Genomic DNA, 16,195 nt, shown 5'->3' with positions numbered 1-16,195 from the left:
TGGGAAAAGCTGACTCCAGACACGTACACAGCGGATCTCTTGCCGAATCATGATGTGGAACCGAGGAGTAAAGAGCTGTGAGCACAGAGAACGAGGGCAACGAGGGCACCGCGGCCGAGGCCGCCCCGTCCGTTCCGTCCGCACCTCCAGTGCCGGCCGACGCTCCCCAGGGACTCCCCGAGAGCGCGCCCGCCGCCCCGACGTACCCGGACGCGACGGCCACACAGCAGCAGCCGGCCGCATCCGCCCAGGAGCCGGAGACCGCCCCCGTGGCCCCGGTCCCGTCGGACGTGCCGCAGTACGCGCCCCCGCCGGCACCGCAGTCCGCAGCCGACGCCGGCTGGCCCCCGCCCCCGCCGGCGGTCCCGGCGTACGCGCACGGGGCGCAGGGCGGCGGCCCGGCATGGGGCCCGCCCGGTCAGCTGCAGACGCCCGACGCGCCGCGCAAGCGGGGTGCGGGCGGCCTGGTGGCCGCGGTGGTCGTGGCGGCACTCGTCGCGGGCGGAGTCGGCGGTGCCCTCGGTTTCTGGGCCGCGGACAGCAACAACGGCTCCGGCTCCTCCGGTTCGACCACGGTCTCCGCGTCGGGCACTCCGCAGGACCTCAAGCGCGACCCGGGAACGGTCGCGGGCGTCGCGGCCAAGGCGCTCCCCAGCGTGGTCACGATCGACGCGCAGAGCGGTGACGGGGAGGGTGGCACCGGCACCGGCTTCGTGTACGACAAGGAAGGCCACATCCTCACGAACAACCACGTGGTGGCCTCGGCTGCGGACAGCGGCCAGCTCACGGCGACGTTCTCCAACGGCAAGAAGTACGACGCCGAGGTGGTCGGCCGGGCCCAGGGCTACGACGTGGCCGTCCTGAAGCTCAAGAACCCGCCGCAGGGACTCACCCCGCTGCCGCTGGGCAACTCGGACCAGGTGGCGGTGGGCGATTCGACGATCGCGATCGGTGCCCCGTTCGGCCTGTCCAACACGGTCACCACGGGCATCATCAGCGCGAAGAACCGCCCGGTGGCCTCCGGCGACGGCTCGGGCGGCAGCAACTCGTACATGAGCGCGCTGCAGACGGACGCCTCCATCAACCCGGGCAACTCCGGCGGCCCGCTGCTGAGCGCCGGCGGCGCGGTCATCGGCATCAACTCGGCGATCCAGTCGACCGGAAGCACCGGCCAGAGCCAGGCCGGTTCCATCGGCCTCGGCTTCGCGATCCCGATCAACCAGGCGAAGAACGTCGCCCAGCAGCTGATCAAGACCGGCCAGCCGGTCTACCCGGTCATCGGCGCCACGGTGACGATGGACGAGAAGACCGGCGGCGCGGTCATCTCGGACCAGGGCGCGGGCGGCACGGAAGCGGTCAGCAAGGACGGCCCCGCGGCCAGGGCCGGGCTCAGGGCGGGCGACGTCATCACGAAGTTCAACGACACCGTCGTCGACAGCGGCCCGACCCTGATCGGCGAGATCTGGACCCACAAGCCGGGCGACAAGGTCAAGCTGACCTACAAGCGCGACGGCAAGACGTCCACGGTGGAAGTCACCCTGGGCGAGCGCAAGGGCGACAGCTGACCCGCTAGGCTGTCCTCCGCGTCGAAGCGGGTCTTCGCTGACCGTCGGCGCGAGGTGGGTTGCCCGAGCGGCCTAAGGGAACGGTCTTGAAAACCGTCGTGGCAGCGATGTCACCGTGGGTTCAAATCCCACACCCACCGCACAGGTGAGAGAAGTAGCAGGTAACAGGGCGGGTCTCCGGTTCGGAGGCCCGCCCTGTGCGTTCCCCGCGGGTCATCCGTATCCGGTTTCTGCTCGGCGGGTACGGGCGATGAGCGGGCCGGACTCACCTACCCCAGCCGGTCTCTGCCGCCCACCGCTCGGCGGGTGGTGAGGCGGGCGGCCGAGGCGATGGTGGCCCGGGCCTCGTGATCGGGGAGGCCGGTGCTGACGGCGGCTCGGGTGAGGGCGTCGGCCAACGCGTCTCCGAAGCCGTGTTCGTAGGCGCGGCAGGCCGCCCAGAAGAGCCGGGTGTTGCGCTGGCCCTCGTCCGCGGCCAGGACGAACTGGATCAGGCCGCGGCCCCGGTCGGGGTGGTCGTCCTGGCGCCGGGGGCGGGCAGGGGGCGTCAGGAGGTGGAGCAGGGCGCTGGGGCACGGCGCGGGCGGGAGGTTGCCGGTGCCGGGCACGAGGCGGTAGGTGCCGTGGGCGGTGACCGAGCCGGGGCCGACCAGATAGCCGCCGGCGCCTCGGATGTCGATGCCGGGGGCGAGGCGGCCGGCCGAGTTCGGTACGGCCACGCCGGGTGGGCCGGACAGCCAGATGTGGCGGCCGCCGCTGGGGGTGAGCACCGTGACGCTCGGCGGAAGAGTGAACAGGTGTTGCAGGGCCAGGTGTTGCAGGGCTGCCACGGAGTCGGTGCGGCCGGTGGTGTCGACGTCGAGGTCGATGCCGATGAGGTGGTGCGGGGCGCGTCCGCACGCGATGCCGTAGCCGGTGGCCCAGGGGGCGGCGGCGAAGAGGGCGCGTACGGCGGCAGGGTCGGTGGTGGCGTCGTGAACGCCGTGCCCGGGCCGCCCGCAGGCGCCCCGGCAGTCGGACGACGGGCTTTCGTCACGGTGCGGTGAACGCAGGGCGGGGAGTTTGTTGGCGGACAGCGGGATGACGGGGAGCCCGTGCTCGGCGGCGGAGAGCGCGTGGGCCAGGGCCAGGGTGGCGGTTCGCCGGTCGGTGGTGGCCATGGTTCTATGTTCGTACGAATGTTCGAATAAGGGAAGAGGGTGAGTGCTCGGGGGTGGTGGTCGCCGGTCGGTGGCGGAACGCTTCTTCCCCTGCGGGGCGTGGGTCCCCTCCGTGGGGCGGGGTTGGCCTGGGCGTTTGTGCGATCTGGGGGTTTATCTTCGCTTCCTCATGCTTGCGGGGGAATCAGGAAGTGTGGGCGGTTCGCCGGTTCGGTGCTGGGCAGCTCTGATCTCGCGACGTCGTGACCATCACCGGGGCGGTCGGCCAACTGGCCCGGGTTCAGCTTTGTTTCCGGTTCCTGGAGGAATAGACATGGCAAGCATCCGTACCGCTCGCGCCCTCGCCGTTGTTGCCGCCCTGCCTCTCGCCGCCGCCCTCTTCAGTGGTGTGGCCCAGGCCGACAACGGCTCCTTCGCGAACGACGGATCGAACGCGGGCGTGGCCACGATCAGCGGCAGCGGGGTCGGTGGGGACAACTTCGGGAATTCGTCCACCTCGCAGCAGCAGGCCACCGGATCCGGGGCGTCGAATCAGAGCAACTCCGCCCAGGTGAACGGCTCCGCGTTCACCGACATCGACCAGTCCACCCACAACCTGGCGGTGAACTTCACCAATCTCTGGTGAGCCGGCGCCTGCTGCCGTCCGGTCGGGGGGCCGGGCGGCGGCCGGGGGGGACGACGGCCTGCGTGGCGCCACTGCGGTGGCGGCGCGCGGGCCGTTCGGCCTCCGGGGTCAGGTGGGGATCGGGTGCGGAATCGAGGCGGGTCCGGGTGTCCGGTGCCTTGACAGCCGAGCAGAATCTGACGGACAGTCAGAAACCCTGATCCCCAAGCCTGTTCCAGGGAGGCAGCGCCGTGCATCTGGCCCCGACCGAGCGTCAGCAGGAGCTGCGCGCCGAACTTCGCGCCTACTTCGGTGAAGTGATGCCCGCGGGCGGTGGACACGCCGGCTCCGCCGCCCTGAACCCGGATGTCCAGGGCCTGGATGTCCAGGGCCCGGATGTCCAGAACCCGGGTGCCCAGGGTCCGGGCGCCCGGAGCCCCGACGCACAGCGGCGGCTGCTGCGCCGGATCGGTGCCGACGGGATGCTCGGTCTGGGCTGGCCCGTCGAGTACGGGGGGCAGGGCCGCGGCGCGGACGAACAGTTCGTGTTCTTCGACGAGGCCTACCGGGCCGGTGCCCCGGTTTCCATGGTCACCCTCAACACGGTCGGCCCCACACTCATGAAGTACGGGACCGAGGCGCAGAAGGAGTACTTCCTGCCGCGCATCCTGGCCGGCGAGCTCGTCTTCGCCATCGGCTACAGCGAGCCGGAGGCCGGGACCGACCTGGCCGCGCTACGCACCAGGGCCGTACGCGACGGCGACTCCTGGGTCATCGACGGGCAGAAGATCTTCACCAGCAACGCGCAGAACGCGGACTGGATCTGGCTCGCCTGCCGTACGGATCCGGACGTGCCCAAGCACCGGGGCATCTCGATCGTTCTCGTGCCGACGGATGCGCCCGGCTTCTCCTGGACGCCCATCGAGACCGTGGGCGGGCTGACGACGACCGCCACGTACTACGACGGCGTGCGGGTGCCCGCGACCGCGCTGGTCGGGGCGGAGAACGGCGGCTGGGGGCTGATCACCAACCAGCTGAACCATGAACGGGTGGCGCTCGCCGCGATCGGCATGCAGGCCGAGGACTTCTACGAAGCGGCGCTCGCCTCCGCCCGGACCCCCGACCCCGGGACGGGGCGACGGCCGGCCGACGAGCCGTGGGTCCGCTCGCGGCTGGCCGAGGCGCATGCCCGGCTGGCGGCGACACGCCTGCTCAACTGGCGCCTGGTGGGGGCTGTGGGAGCGGGAGCGCTGGCTCCCGGGGACGCGAGCGGCGTGAAGTTCGCGGGAACCGAGAGCGCCGTGGAGGTCTATCGGATGTGCCAGGAGATCACGGGAGACAGCGGAACGGTCCGGGGCGGCTCGCCCGGCACCTTCGGGGACGGGGAGCTGGAGCGGATGAACAGGGCGGCGCAGATCAACACCTTCGGGGGCGGGGTGAGCGAGGTGCAGCGGGAGATCGTCGCGACGATGCGGCTCGGCATGAAGAGGGGGAAGCGGTGACGGCCGGGCAGGGCGTGCGGGACGAGTTGTACGAGCGGCTGAGGGTTTACGAGGGCCGGGCGGCGGCCACGTCGGGCGTCGGCAAGGACCTGGTCAACGAGCCGATGATCAGGCATTGGTGCGAGGCGATGGGGGACACGCACCCCGCCTACGGCGGACCTGGCGCTGTCGCCCCGCCGACGATGCTCCAGGCGTGGACGATGGGCGGGCTCTCCGGGCACACGGACCGGAGCGGGGCGTACGACGAACTGTTCGGTCTCCTCGACGGGTCCGGTTACACCTCCGTGGTCGCGACGGACTGCGAACAGGAGTATCTGCGCCCTCTGCGGCCCGGGGACCGGATCACCTTCGACGCGGTGATCGAGGCGGTGTCGGAGCGCAAGACGACGAAGCTGGGAACGGGTTACTTCGTCACCACGCGCATGGACGTCCGGGCGCAGGACGAACCCGCCGGGACACACCGCTTCCGAATCCTCAAGTACCGGCCGTCGAAGCCGATGCCCGAGCCGATGAGCAACCCGAACCCCGAGCCGATGCGCAACCCGAACCCTGAGCCGATGCCCGATCCGAAGCTGATGCCCAATCCGAAGTCGGATCCGAATCCGAAGGCCGAGCCGGTGGAGGAACCGGCGAGGAAGCTGCGGTCCAGGCCGGTGATCAACCGGGACAACGCCGGATTCTGGGAGGGTGTCGCCGCCCACCGGCTGCTGATTCAGCGGTGCACGGCGTGCGGCACACTGCGCTTCCCCTGGCTGCCCGGATGCAACGCCTGTGGGGCGTCCGAGTGGGACACGGTCGAGGCGTCGGGCGAGGGCACTGTCTTCAGCCATGTCGTGATGCACCACCCGTCCTTCCCCGCGTTCGGTGAGAACGGCGAGGGCGGGCCGTACGCGGTCGCGTTGATCGAGCTCGCGGAGGGCGTCCGGATGGTCAGCAGCGTCATCGGGGTGCCCTGCGACAAGGTGCGGGTGGGCATGCCGGTGCGGCTGGAATTCCTGCGAACGGACCCCGAGCTGGTACTGCCGGTCTTCCGGGGAAGTGAGGGCTGACATGGATTTCACGCCGAGCGAGGAACAGGCGGCGGCGCAGGGACTCGCCGCGCGGATCCTCGGCGATCTGTCGACGCACGATCGTCTGGTCGAGGCCGGCAGCGGTACGGACGCCGAGCTGTGGAAGGAACTCTGCGCGGCCGGTCTCCTCGGCGCGGTCGAGGAGACCGGACTACTCGGGTTGGTGCTGCTGGCGGAGGAGCAGGGCCGGACGACCGCACAGGTCCCCTTCGTGGCGAGCTGTGTGTACGGGCTCCTCGCCGTCGCCGGGCACGGTACGGAGGAGCAGCGGGGGCGCCTGCTGCCACCGCTCCGGGACGGTACGGCCGTGGTGGCAGGGGCCTTCCCGGCCCGCGGCACCGTCCAGGCGGAGCCGGACGACGGGCTGAGCGGCCTCGTGCCGCCGGCCGTGGGTGGTGGGGTGAGCGACACCGTGCCTGCGGCCGCGGTTGGTGGGGTGAGCGGCATCGTGCCTCCGGCCGCGGGAGGCGGGCTGAGCGGCACCGCGCTCCCGGCCGGGAGCGGCACCGTGTCGCCGGCCGCGGGCGGACGGCTGAGCGGGAGTGTTCCGCTGGTGCCGTGGCTGCGCGACGCCACCCACGTCCTGGTCGCGGCCGCGGACCGGAGCCTGTGGATCGTACGGACCGCGGACTCCGGGGTGGTGACCGAACCCGTGGAGACCACGGCCCCGTGGTCGGCCGGACGGCTCGTGCTGGCCGGGGCGCCCGCGGAGCGGCTGGGCGGACCGGGGGCGTACGAGGAGATGCTGGCCACCGCCCGGACGGCGTTTGCCGGAGTGCAGGCGGGCGTGTGCGCCGGTTCACTGGCCCGTGCGGTTGAACACACCGGTACGCGAGAGCAGTTCGGGCGCCCGCTCTCGACCAATCAGGCGGTGCTGCTGCGGGCCGCCGACGCGTACATGGACACCGAGGCGATACGCGTCACGGCATACGAAGCGGCATGGCGGCACGACGAAGGACTGCCGTACGGGGAGCAGGCGCTGACGGCGGCGTGGTGGGCGTCCGAGGGCGGAAGGCGGGTCGTCCACGCAGGTCAGCATCTGCACGGCGGCACGGGCGCCGACCTCGACCATCCCGTGCACCGCCACTTCCTCTGGGGGCGCCAACTCGACGCCCATCTCGGTGGCAGCGGCACGGTGCTTCAGGAACTCGGCGAACTACTGGTGAAGGAGGGACCGGAGTGAAGACCGGCGAGGAACTGGCACCGCTGGAGATCGCGGTGACCCGCACCCTGATCGTTGCGGGCGCGATCGCCTCCCGCGACTACCAGGACGTGCACCACGACGCGGAGCTGGCGCAGGAGAAGGGGTCTCCGGACATCTTCATGAACATCCTGACGACCAACGGCCTGGTCGGACGGTATGTCACCGACCACTTCGGGCCATCGGCCGTGCTCAGGCGGGTCGCCATCAGGCTCGGCGCTCCCAACTACCCGGGCGACACGATGGTGTTGAGCGGGACGGTCACCTCGGTGGCGGACGACGGAACGGCCGAGGTGTCGATTGTCGGCGACAACGGGATCGGCAGGCACGTGACCGGTTCGGTGACCGTCGGTGTGCCGGAGGGCTCCGCATGAGCGTGCGCAGAGCCGATTCGCTCGGCGGGAAGGCGGCGGTGGCGGGGATCGGGGCGACCGAGTTCTCCAAGCAGTCCGGCCGCAGCGAACTCAAACTGGCCGTCGAGGCGGTGCACGCGGCCCTCGACGACGCGGGGCTCACGCCCGCCGACGTCGACGGACTGGTCACCTTCACCATGGACACCAGCCCGGAGATCACCGTCGCGCAGGCGGCCGGCATCGGTGAGCTGTCGTTCTTCTCGCGCATCCACTACGGCGGTGGCGCGGCCTGTGCCACGGTTCAGCAGGCGGCCCTCGCCGTCGCCTGCGGGGTGGCCGACGTCGTCGTCTGCTACCGGGCGTTCAACGAGCGGTCGGGGCGCCGCTTCGGCTCCGGGGTGCAGCAGCGGGAGCCCACGGCCGAGGGGGCCGCGCTCGGCTGGAACCTGCCCTTCGGGCTGCTCACGCCCGCCTCCTGGGTGGCCATGGCGGCCCAGCGCTATCTGCACACGTACGGGCTGACGCCGGAGGCCTTCGGCCACGTAGCGGTCACCGACCGGCGCCATGCCGCCAACAACCCGGCCGCCTACTTCTACGGGAAGCCGATCACCCTCGCCGACCACGCCGCTTCGCGGTGGATCGTCGAACCCCTGCGGCTTCTCGACTGCTGCCAGGAGACGGACGGCGGGCAGGCGATCGTCGTCACCAGCGCGGAACGGGCCCAGGACCTGCGGCAGCCGCCCGCGGTGATCGTCGCGGCCGCCCAGGGTGCCGGACGGGCGCAGGAGCAGATGACGAGCTTCTACCGCGACGACCTGACGGGGCTGCCGGAGATGGGCGTCGTCGCCCGCCAGTTGTGGCGCAACTCGGGCCTGGCCGCCGCCGACATCGACGTGGCGATCCTGTACGACCACTTCACCCCCTTCGTGCTGATGCAGTTGGAGGAGTTCGGCTTCTGCGGACCGGGGGAGGCCGCGGACTTCGTGGCCGACGGCGCACTGCCCCTGAACACCCACGGCGGTCAGCTGGGGGAGGCCTATCTGCACGGGATGAACGGCATCGCGGAGGCGGTCCGGCAGATCCGGGGGACTTCGGTGAACCAGATACCCGGAGCGGCCACCTCCCTGGTCACGGCAGGCACAGGGGTGCCGACCTCGGGCCTCGTGCTGGGCCGGGCGCGGTGAACGGCCGGGCCCGTTCCGAGGAGGGCGGGCCGCGGTCCGGGTCCGCGGCCCGGGGGGCGACCCTGAGTGCGGGAGGACGGCCCCTCCACCTTCAGGAGGTGGAGGGGGCCCCGCCCCTACACCCTGAGGCGGACGCCGTTTCGGGACCTGGGGCCGATCCCCGCGACAGTGCCCGCTCCTAGCGTGGAGTTATGACCACGCCAGTCTGCACGGGCGCCTCCAGGGGAGCCGCTGTCACCACCCCGGACGCGCAGCGCGGCCCGCATGCGCCGACGCACACCGCGCCCCCGCCGCGCGGGCAGCACACGGTGCCCGCCGCGCATCCGCCGCGCTCGTCGCTCGCCCCGTACGCCGTGCCGCGTACCCCGGCCGCCACGCGCGGCCCGGCCACCGCGCGATCGCCCTACCGTGCGCGCACGCCGTACGTCCCGTACCCGTCGTTCACGTCCTTCGTGAAGGCCCGCGGGCCGGTGCTGCTGCGCGCCGCCCGCTCGCTCACCGCGAACCCCAGCGACGCCGAGGACCTGCTGCAGACCGCGCTGACCAAGACGTACGTCGCCTGGGAGCGGATCGAGGACCACCGGGCGCTCGACGGCTACGTCCGCAGGGCCCTGCTGAACACCCGCACCTCGCAGTGGCGTAAACGCAAGGTCGACGAGTTCGCCTGCGAAGAGCTGCCGGAGCAGGAAACGGTGCCCGGCCCCGACCCGGCCGAACAGCAGACGCTGCACGACGCCATGTGGCGTGCCGTGCTGAAGCTCCCCGACCGTCAGCGGGCCATGGTCGTCCTGCGCTACTACGAGGACCTCAGCGAGGCCCAGACCGCCGAGGTCCTCGGGGTGTCCATCGGGACGGTCAAGAGCGCGGTGTCCCGGGCGCTCGGCAAACTGCGCCAGGACCCGGAGCTGACCCCCGTCCGATGAGCGTCCAGCCCTCGGCGAACGGGCCTGCCTCGGCGAACGGGCCTGCCTCGGTGCGCGGCCAGCCCTGCCCCGGTGACCGGACAACCCTCGGCGAACGGGCCTGCCTCCGACGGTCAGGCCCGACCCACCAGCAGGCTGCCCCCTGCTGGCGGGCTGCCCCGCTGGTGGCAGACGCCTGACCTCGGTGATCGGCGTGCCCCGGGCGGCCGACGTGTCACGGGCACGCACGGGAGCGGGAGCGTACTCCGGCCTGTCCGGCTGGTGTGAATTTGCCGGACGCCACCGAATTCGTTCTCCCGGGAGTAGTGACATACCGCTCGGTATGTGCGCAGAATCAGCGGAACCTTACTGCCGCGTAGCGCCCACCGGGAGGACGCCGTGCTCAGCACCATGCAGGACGTACCGCTGACTGTCACCCGCATCCTGACCCATGGGATGACCATCCACGGCAAGTCGCAGGTCACGACCTGGACCGGAGAGCCGGAGCCGCACCGGCGCAGCTTCGCCGAGATCGGCCGGCGGGCCACCCAGCTCGCCCACGCCCTGCACGACGAGCTGGGCATCGACGGGGACCAGAGGATCGCAACCCTCATGTGGAACAACTCCGAGCACGTGGAGGCGTACCTCGCCATCCCGTCGATGGGAGCCGTTCTGCACACCCTCAACCTCCGGCTCCCCGCCGAGCAGCTGGTCTGGATCGTCAAGCACGCCGACGACAAGGTCGTCATCGTCAACGGCTCGCTGCTTCCGCTCCTCGCCCCGCTGCTCCCCCAGCTGACATCGCTGGAGCACGTCGTCGTCGCGGGTCCCGGTGACCGCTCCGTCCTGGACGGCGCCGCGGCGCGGGTGCACGAGTACGAGGAGCTGATCGCCGGCCGTCCCACCAGCTACGACTGGCCCGAGCTGGACGAACGCCAGGCCGCAGCCATGTGCTACACCTCCGGCACCACGGGGGACCCCAAGGGCGTCGTCTACTCCCACCGCTCGATCTACCTGCACTCCATGCAGGTCAACATGTCCGAGTCGATGGGCCTGACGGACAAAGACACCACCCTGGTGGTCGTCCCGCAGTTCCACGTCAACGCCTGGGGTCTGCCGCACGCCACGTTCATGTCCGGCATCAACATGCTGATGCCGGACCGCTTCCTGCAGCCCGCCCCGCTCGCGGACATGATCGAGCGCGAGCGCCCGAGCCACGCCGCGGCCGTCCCCACGATCTGGCAGGGGCTGCTGGCCGAGGTCACGGCCAACCCCCGCGACCTCACCTCGATGGCCAACGTCACCATCGGCGGCGCCGCCTGTCCGCCTTCCCTCATGGAGGCGTACGACAAGCTCGGCGTCCGCCTCTCCCACGCCTGGGGCATGACGGAGACCTCGCCGCTCGGCACCATGGCCAACCCGCCGGCCGGGCTGACCGAGGAGCAGGAGTGGCCCTACCGCATCACGCAGGGCCGTTTCCCGGCCGGTGTCGAGGCGCGGCTGTCGGGTCCCGCCGGCGAGCATCTGCCGTGGGACGGGGAGTCGGCCGGTGAGCTGGAGGTGCGCGGTCCCTGGATCGCCGGTGCGTACTACGGCGGCGCCGACGGCGAGGCGCTGCGGCCGGAGGACAAGTTCAGCGAGGACGGCTGGCTGAAGACCGGCGACGTCGGTGTGATCAGCCCCGACGGCTTCCTCACGCTCACGGACCGGGCCAAGGACGTCATCAAGTCCGGTGGGGAATGGATCTCCAGTGTCGAGCTGGAGAACGCCCTGATGGCGCACCCCGATGTGGCCGAGGCCGCGGTCGTGGCCGTTCCGGACGACAAGTGGGGCGAGCGCCCGCTCGCGACCGTCGTTCTCAAGGAGGGCGCCACGGCCGACTACGAGGCGCTGAAGACGTTCCTCGCCGAGTCGGGCATCGCCAAGTGGCAGCTGCCGGAGCGTTGGTCGGTCATCGCGTCCGTGCCGAAGACGAGTGTCGGAAAGTTCGACAAGAAGGTGATCCGGAAGCAGTACGCGGCGGGCGAGCTGGACATCACCCAGCTCTGAACCACCGACGGCGGATACCCGGATACGCGGGTACGCGGATACCCGGAAACGCGGATATGACGAGGGCGGTACGGGATCCGTACCGCCCTCGTCTCCTTCGTGTTCCGCTGCCGGGAGGCGGTCAGTTCGTGCCGATCTTCGCGAGCAGATCGACGATGCGGGACTGCACCTCGTCGCTTGTCGAGCGTTCCGCGAGGAAGAGGACCGTCTCGCCCGAGCTCAGCTTCGGCAGCTCCGAGCGGTTCATGTCGGCCGAGGTGTAGACGACCAGCGGGGTGCGGTTGAGCTGGCCGTTGGCGCGCAGCCAGTCGACGATCCCGGCGCGGCGGCGGCGTACCTGCATCAGGTCCATCACCACCAGGTTCGGCCGCATCCGGGTCGCGAGCGAGACCGCCTCGCTGTCCGTCGCGGCGCAGGCGACCTGCATGCCACGCCGCTCCAGCGTCTGGGTCAGCGCGAGCGCGATCTCCTCGTGCTCCTCGATCAGCAGGACGCGGGGCGGATGCTGTTCGCTGTCGCGCGGTGCGAGTGCCTTGAGGAGTACGGCGGGGTCGGCACCGTACGCCGCGTCCCGCGAGGCCTGTCCCAGACCGGCGGTCACCAGGACCGGCACCTCGGCCGCCACCGCCGCCTGGCGCAGCGACTGCAGTGCCTTGCGGGTGATGGGGCCGGTCAGCGGGTCCACGAAGAGCGCGGCGGGGAACGCCGCGATCTGTGCGTCGACCTCCTCGCGCGAGTGCACGATCACCGGCCGGTAGCCGCGGTCGCTCAGCGCCTGCTGGGTGGAGACGTCGGGGGCGGGCCAGACGAGGAGCCGGCGCGGGTTGTCCAGCGGCTCCGGGGGCAGTTCGTCGTCGACGGGCTGCGGCGACGGGCGGTTGGCGACCTCGACCGCGCCGCCGGGGCCGTCGAGCGGCTCCGGTCCCTCGGCGGCGCCCTCGTCGGGCGCCCCTATGGCGTACGCGCGTCCTTCGGCCGCCGGAGCGGCGAGCAACTGCCCCGAACCCTGGCCCTGCACGGTGCCGCCCGTGCCACCGGGGCCGGTCTGCGGGGCGGGCGGCTGCGGCGCGGTGACGGCCGGTGCGGTGGCCGCCGACGGCAGGGCGGCGCGCTCGTTGCGGTCGCCCTCGGGGGGTGCGGCGAGCTTGCGGCGCCGGCCGGCTCCGCCGCTGCCGCCGAGCGTCTGGTTCTGCTGGTGGGCGATGTGCTGGGCGAACGGCACGCCCTGCCCCAGCGTCCGCACGCTGAACGCCCGCCCTTGCGTCGAGTCCGACGAGCCGGGCATGGGAGCCTCGGCGGGCAGCGGCTGCCGCCGCGCGTTCGGGCCGGGCGAGAGCGTCCGTGGACGTGTGCCGTCGTGTGCCGTCGGGTCCGGGGGCCCTGCCGGGCCCGCAGGGCCGTCGGCGCCATCGGGAGCGGCGCCACGGGCGTTTCCGGCCGTGGTCGTACCGGTGGTGTGCGTGGTCCGCCCGGAGGCGGCCGGGGCGGGGTCGCCTTCGAGTCCTTCCAGGGCGGCGGGGCCCTGGCCCGACGCGTCGTCCATCTCCCAGCCGCCGGGCTGCACGGGCGGCGAGGGCCGATCCGAAGCGCCGGCGGGCCCGCCCTGCTCGGGCAGCCCGAACGGCGTGTCCTGCTCCTCCGGTGGAGCCGGAGGAGCATCGGCGTGCCGGGCCCGGCGTCGCCCGGTCGGGACGGGGTGCGCCTGCGGCGGGGTGTGGTCGTGCTCCGGCGCGCCGGACACCGCGTCATGGCGTCCGGGAAGCGAGGCGTCCGCCTCACCGGCGGTGGGCGGTACCCGGTCGGCGTCGGCGGGCGGGAGCGCGAAGGGGACGCGGGGGCCCGCCTCGGCCTGGGCGGCCCGGTCCTGGGCGGCCGACAGGGCGCGACGGGCGCGCCGTCCGGTCGACTGCTGCGCCGGCGCACCGGCCGGTGCCGGTGCCTGTCCGTACGCCGGCTCTTCGGACATCGCTTGTCCGGGCGTCGGCTGTTCGGACACCGCTTGTCCGGACACCGCTTGTCCGGACACCGCTTGTCCGGGCGTCGGCTGTCCGTACGCAGGTTGTGCGTGTGCAGGCTGTCCGTGCGCAGGCCGTCCGTGCGTCGACTGTCCGTGCGACCGGGCGGTTTCTTCGTGTCCGGGGAAGGCCGCGGAGCCCACGGCCTCCACTGCGGTTCCGGCGGTTCCGGTGGCTCCGGACCCGGCGGTTCCGGCGGTTCCGGCGGCTCCGGACCCGGCGGTTCCGGCGGTTCCGGCGGCTCCGGACGCTGCGGTGTTCCCGGCGGCCGGAAGTGCCAGTTGGTTCTCGCCGCCCCGGTGCGCCCGGTGTCCGCCCGCCGGCACCGGCACCGGCGCCTCGGCCGGAACACCCTGCGGAGGAACGGTCTGTCCGCGCTGCGGACGGCCACCGGCTCCCTGCGCCCCCTCGGCGGCCGTCACGACGGACCCCTCCGACGGCGCCGGGGCCGCGACCGCGGGCAGTGCGAGAGCCTGTCCGGGCCCCTGCTGCCCGGTGCCGGCCGGGTCGCCGCTCTCCGCCGGGCTCGGCCGGCCGCGCCTGCGCCCGGATCCCCCGCTCCGCGGGGCCGGGGAGAGTTCGGGCGGGCCCGCAGCGTCGGGCGCGGGCATTTCCGCGGACTCGTGTGCGGGGTCGCCCCCGGCCTCCCGGCGCGCACGCCGCCGCCCGGTCGGCTCGGCCGCCCCGGTACCGGCAACTCCGGACTCGGCGGCCCCGAGCTCGCCCGCGCCGTCGGAGCCGCCCACAGGGCTCTCCAGGAAGGCATCCGTGGATGACCGGCGCGCCCGGCGCCGCCCCCTGCCGCCCTCGGTGACCGGGACCTCGCCCGACGCCCCGGAATCGCCCTGGGCCTCAGGGACCGGCGGAGCCACAGCGGCCTCGGGAGCCATCGGCGGCATCACGGTCCCGGAACCCGCGCCCAGCGGGACCTCGAGCACGTACGCACTGCCGCTCATCCCGGGCATCTCATGCGTCTGGAGCACACCACCGTGCGCCCGCACGATCCCGCGCACGATCGGTTCGTGCACCGGGTCTCCCCCGGCGAACGGTCCACGCACCTCGATCCTTACGACGTCGCCGCGCTGCGCCGCCGCCACGACGACCGTCGAGTCGACGTACCCGCCGCCCGGCACCAGCCGGGCCTTTCCGGTGGAGTCGACCCCGGCGACGTCCGCGACCAGGTGCGCGAGCGCGGTCACCAGCCGCCCCGCGTCGACCTCGGCCTCGATCGGGGGCGCGTGCACGGCGAACTGGGCGCGGCCCGGCCCGATCAGCTCGACCGCGGCGTCGATACCGGCCGTGACCACCCCGTCGAGCAGCACGTTCGTCTTGACGAGTGCCTCGGAGCCGCCGTCCAGGCGCTGGTAGCTCAGTACGTTGTCGACGAGGGTCGTCATACGCGCGTAGCCCGCGGCCAGGTGGTGCAGGATCTGGTTGGCCTCGGGCCACAGCTGGCCCGCGGGGTCGGCGGCGAGCGTGGACAGTTCGCCGCGCAGCTCCTGGAGCGGCCCGCGCAGCGACTCGCCGAGCACGGCGGTCAGCTGGGTGTGCCGGGCGGACAGGTCCGCCAGCCGCTCGGCCTGCTCCTCCAGCTCGGAGGCGTACCGCTCGGTGCGGTCCGCCAGTTCGGCAGCGTGCTGTTCCGTCAGCCCGGAGACCTCGGCGGCGTGCCGCTCGGTCAGGTCCGTGACCTCGGCGGTGTGGCTCGCGGTCAGCTCGGTGACCTCGGTCCTGCGCTGCTCGTCGAGCTCCTCGTACGGCCGGCGGTCGGTGAAGGTCATGACCGCGCCGACGAGCTGGTCGCCGTCGCGCACGGGCGCCGTGGTCAGGTCGACGGGCACCTGCGCACCGCTCTTGGACCACAGGACCTGCCCGCGCACCCGATGCTTGCGCCCCGACTTGAGGGTGTCCGCCAGTGGCGACTCCTCGTACGGGAACGGCTCACCCTCGGCGCGCGAGTGCAGGATCAGGGGATGGAGCTCCTGGCCGCCCAGGTCGCTGGCGCGGAAGCCCAGGATCTGCGCGGCGGCGGGGTTCACGAGGACGACCCGGCCGTCCGTGTCGGTGCCGACGACGCCCTCGGCCGCGGCGCGCAGGATCATCTCGGTCTGGCGCTGGGACCGGGCCAGCTCGGCCTCGGTGTCGACGGTGCCCGACAGATCGCGCACGACGAGCATCAGCAGCTCGTCGCCCGTGTAGCTGCCGCTGTAGGAGCTCTGGACGTCGGTGTAAGCCGCCTGCCCGTCCTCCAGGCTGGCGCTCGTCACCTCGACGGGGTACTCGTTGCCGTCGGTACGCCGCGCGGTCATCCGCGTGGGCTTGGTCCGGCCCCGCTCGTCCGCAGCCTCCGGCCTCCGCATCGACCCCGGGATCAGCTTGGAGTCGAACTCCGGCAGCAGATCGAGCAGTCCGCGACCCACGAGCGCGGTGCCCGGAGTCTCGAACATTTCGAGGGCGATGGTGTTGGCGTTGACGACCGTACCGTTGCAGTTGACGAGCAGAAGCCCGTCCGGAAGGGCGTCGAGTATGGCTGCGAGGCGAGCAGCGCCTCGGGATGGCCTGCTGCTCACGACGACGCTTCCTCCCTGGT

The 16,195-nt window shown here is 72.4% G+C and carries 11 protein-coding genes and 1 tRNA gene; 10 read left to right on the top strand and 2 right to left on the bottom strand.

Going from position 1 to position 16,195, the window contains the following annotated elements; translation table 11 throughout:
• The first annotated feature begins 77 nt into the window (after positions 1-77).
• Together ABT025_RS00635 and ABT025_RS00630 are read left to right on the top strand one after the other, a co-directional pair.
• Positions 78-1,565 carry a S1C family serine protease gene (locus ABT025_RS00635; protein WP_350988233.1) on the top strand — a complete coding sequence of 496 codons (1,488 nt, stop codon included), beginning with the start codon at positions 78-80 and terminating at the stop codon, positions 1,563-1,565.
• A gap of 53 nt (positions 1,566-1,618) precedes the next feature.
• Positions 1,619-1,705 (top strand) — tRNA-Ser (locus ABT025_RS00630).
• Positions 1,706-1,834: 129 nt separating this feature from the next.
• On the opposite strand, the gene ABT025_RS00625 is transcribed toward ABT025_RS00630, so the two are convergent.
• Positions 1,835-2,725, bottom strand: coding sequence for a bifunctional DNA primase/polymerase (locus ABT025_RS00625; protein WP_350988229.1), 891 nt, complete (start codon positions 2,723-2,725; stop codon positions 1,835-1,837).
• Between the two features lie 313 nt (positions 2,726-3,038).
• Here ABT025_RS00625 and ABT025_RS00620 point away from each other — a divergent pair, with 313 nt between their 5' ends.
• The 8 genes from ABT025_RS00620 to ABT025_RS00585 all read left to right on the top strand — a co-directional run bounded on the left by ABT025_RS00620 (position 3,039) and on the right by ABT025_RS00585 (position 11,590).
• Positions 3,039-3,350 (top strand): hypothetical protein, encoded by a 312-nt coding sequence (locus tag ABT025_RS00620; RefSeq protein ID WP_350988227.1) that lies wholly within the window; start codon positions 3,039-3,041, stop codon positions 3,348-3,350.
• A 230-nt stretch (positions 3,351-3,580) separates the two neighbouring features.
• Positions 3,581-4,831: an acyl-CoA dehydrogenase family protein gene (locus ABT025_RS00615; protein WP_350988225.1), complete on the top strand. Its 1,251-nt coding sequence runs from the start codon at positions 3,581-3,583 to the stop codon at positions 4,829-4,831.
• On the top strand, positions 4,828-5,880 hold the full coding sequence (locus ABT025_RS00610) for a bifunctional MaoC family dehydratase N-terminal/OB-fold nucleic acid binding domain-containing protein (protein ID WP_350988223.1): 1,053 nt from the start codon (positions 4,828-4,830) through the stop codon (positions 5,878-5,880). The genes ABT025_RS00615 and ABT025_RS00610 overlap by 4 nt, the downstream gene beginning before the upstream one ends.
• A 1-nt stretch (position 5,881) precedes the next feature.
• Positions 5,882-7,084, top strand: coding sequence for an acyl-CoA dehydrogenase family protein (locus ABT025_RS00605; protein ID WP_350988221.1), 1,203 nt, complete (start codon positions 5,882-5,884; stop codon positions 7,082-7,084).
• Positions 7,081-7,476 (top strand): MaoC family dehydratase, encoded by a 396-nt coding sequence (locus ABT025_RS00600; RefSeq protein ID WP_350988219.1) that lies wholly within the window; start codon positions 7,081-7,083, stop codon positions 7,474-7,476. Before ABT025_RS00605 ends, ABT025_RS00600 begins: the two co-directional genes overlap by 4 nt.
• Positions 7,473-8,639 (top strand): lipid-transfer protein, encoded by a 1,167-nt coding sequence (locus ABT025_RS00595; protein WP_350988217.1) that lies wholly within the window; start codon positions 7,473-7,475, stop codon positions 8,637-8,639. Before ABT025_RS00600 ends, ABT025_RS00595 begins: the two co-directional genes overlap by 4 nt.
• 353 nt (positions 8,640-8,992) lie before the next feature.
• Entirely contained in the window at positions 8,993-9,562 is a 570-nt protein-coding gene (locus tag ABT025_RS00590; RefSeq protein WP_502971869.1) for a SigE family RNA polymerase sigma factor, read from the top strand.
• A gap of 378 nt (positions 9,563-9,940) precedes the next feature.
• Positions 9,941-11,590, top strand: coding sequence for a long-chain fatty acid--CoA ligase (locus tag ABT025_RS00585; protein ID WP_350988215.1), 1,650 nt, complete (start codon positions 9,941-9,943; stop codon positions 11,588-11,590).
• 121 nt (positions 11,591-11,711) lie between these two features.
• On the opposite strand, the gene ABT025_RS00580 is transcribed toward ABT025_RS00585, so the two are convergent.
• Positions 11,712-16,175: a response regulator gene (locus ABT025_RS00580; RefSeq protein WP_350988213.1), complete on the bottom strand. Its 4,464-nt coding sequence runs from the start codon at positions 16,173-16,175 to the stop codon at positions 11,712-11,714.
• Between the last annotated feature and the right edge of the window lie 20 nt (positions 16,176-16,195).

The sequence above is a fragment of the Streptomyces sp. NPDC002809 genome, assembly GCF_040295435.1.
Classification (GTDB): domain Bacteria; phylum Actinomycetota; class Actinomycetes; order Streptomycetales; family Streptomycetaceae; genus Streptomyces.
This window is presented reverse-complemented; position numbering and strand designations above follow the sequence as displayed.

Bases quoted from the DNA above. Each gene is read 5' to 3' on its own strand.
- ABT025_RS00595 (WP_350988217.1), top strand. From the start codon at position 7,473: ATGAGCGTGCGCAGAGCCGATTCGCTCGGCGGGAAGGCGGCGGTGGCG.
- ABT025_RS00625 (WP_350988229.1), bottom strand. From the start codon at position 2,725: ATGGCCACCACCGACCGGCGAACCGCCACCCTGGCCCTGGCCCACGCG.
- ABT025_RS00620 (WP_350988227.1), top strand. From the start codon at position 3,039: ATGGCAAGCATCCGTACCGCTCGCGCCCTCGCCGTTGTTGCCGCCCTG.
- ABT025_RS00605 (WP_350988221.1), top strand. From the start codon at position 5,882: ATGGATTTCACGCCGAGCGAGGAACAGGCGGCGGCGCAGGGACTCGCC.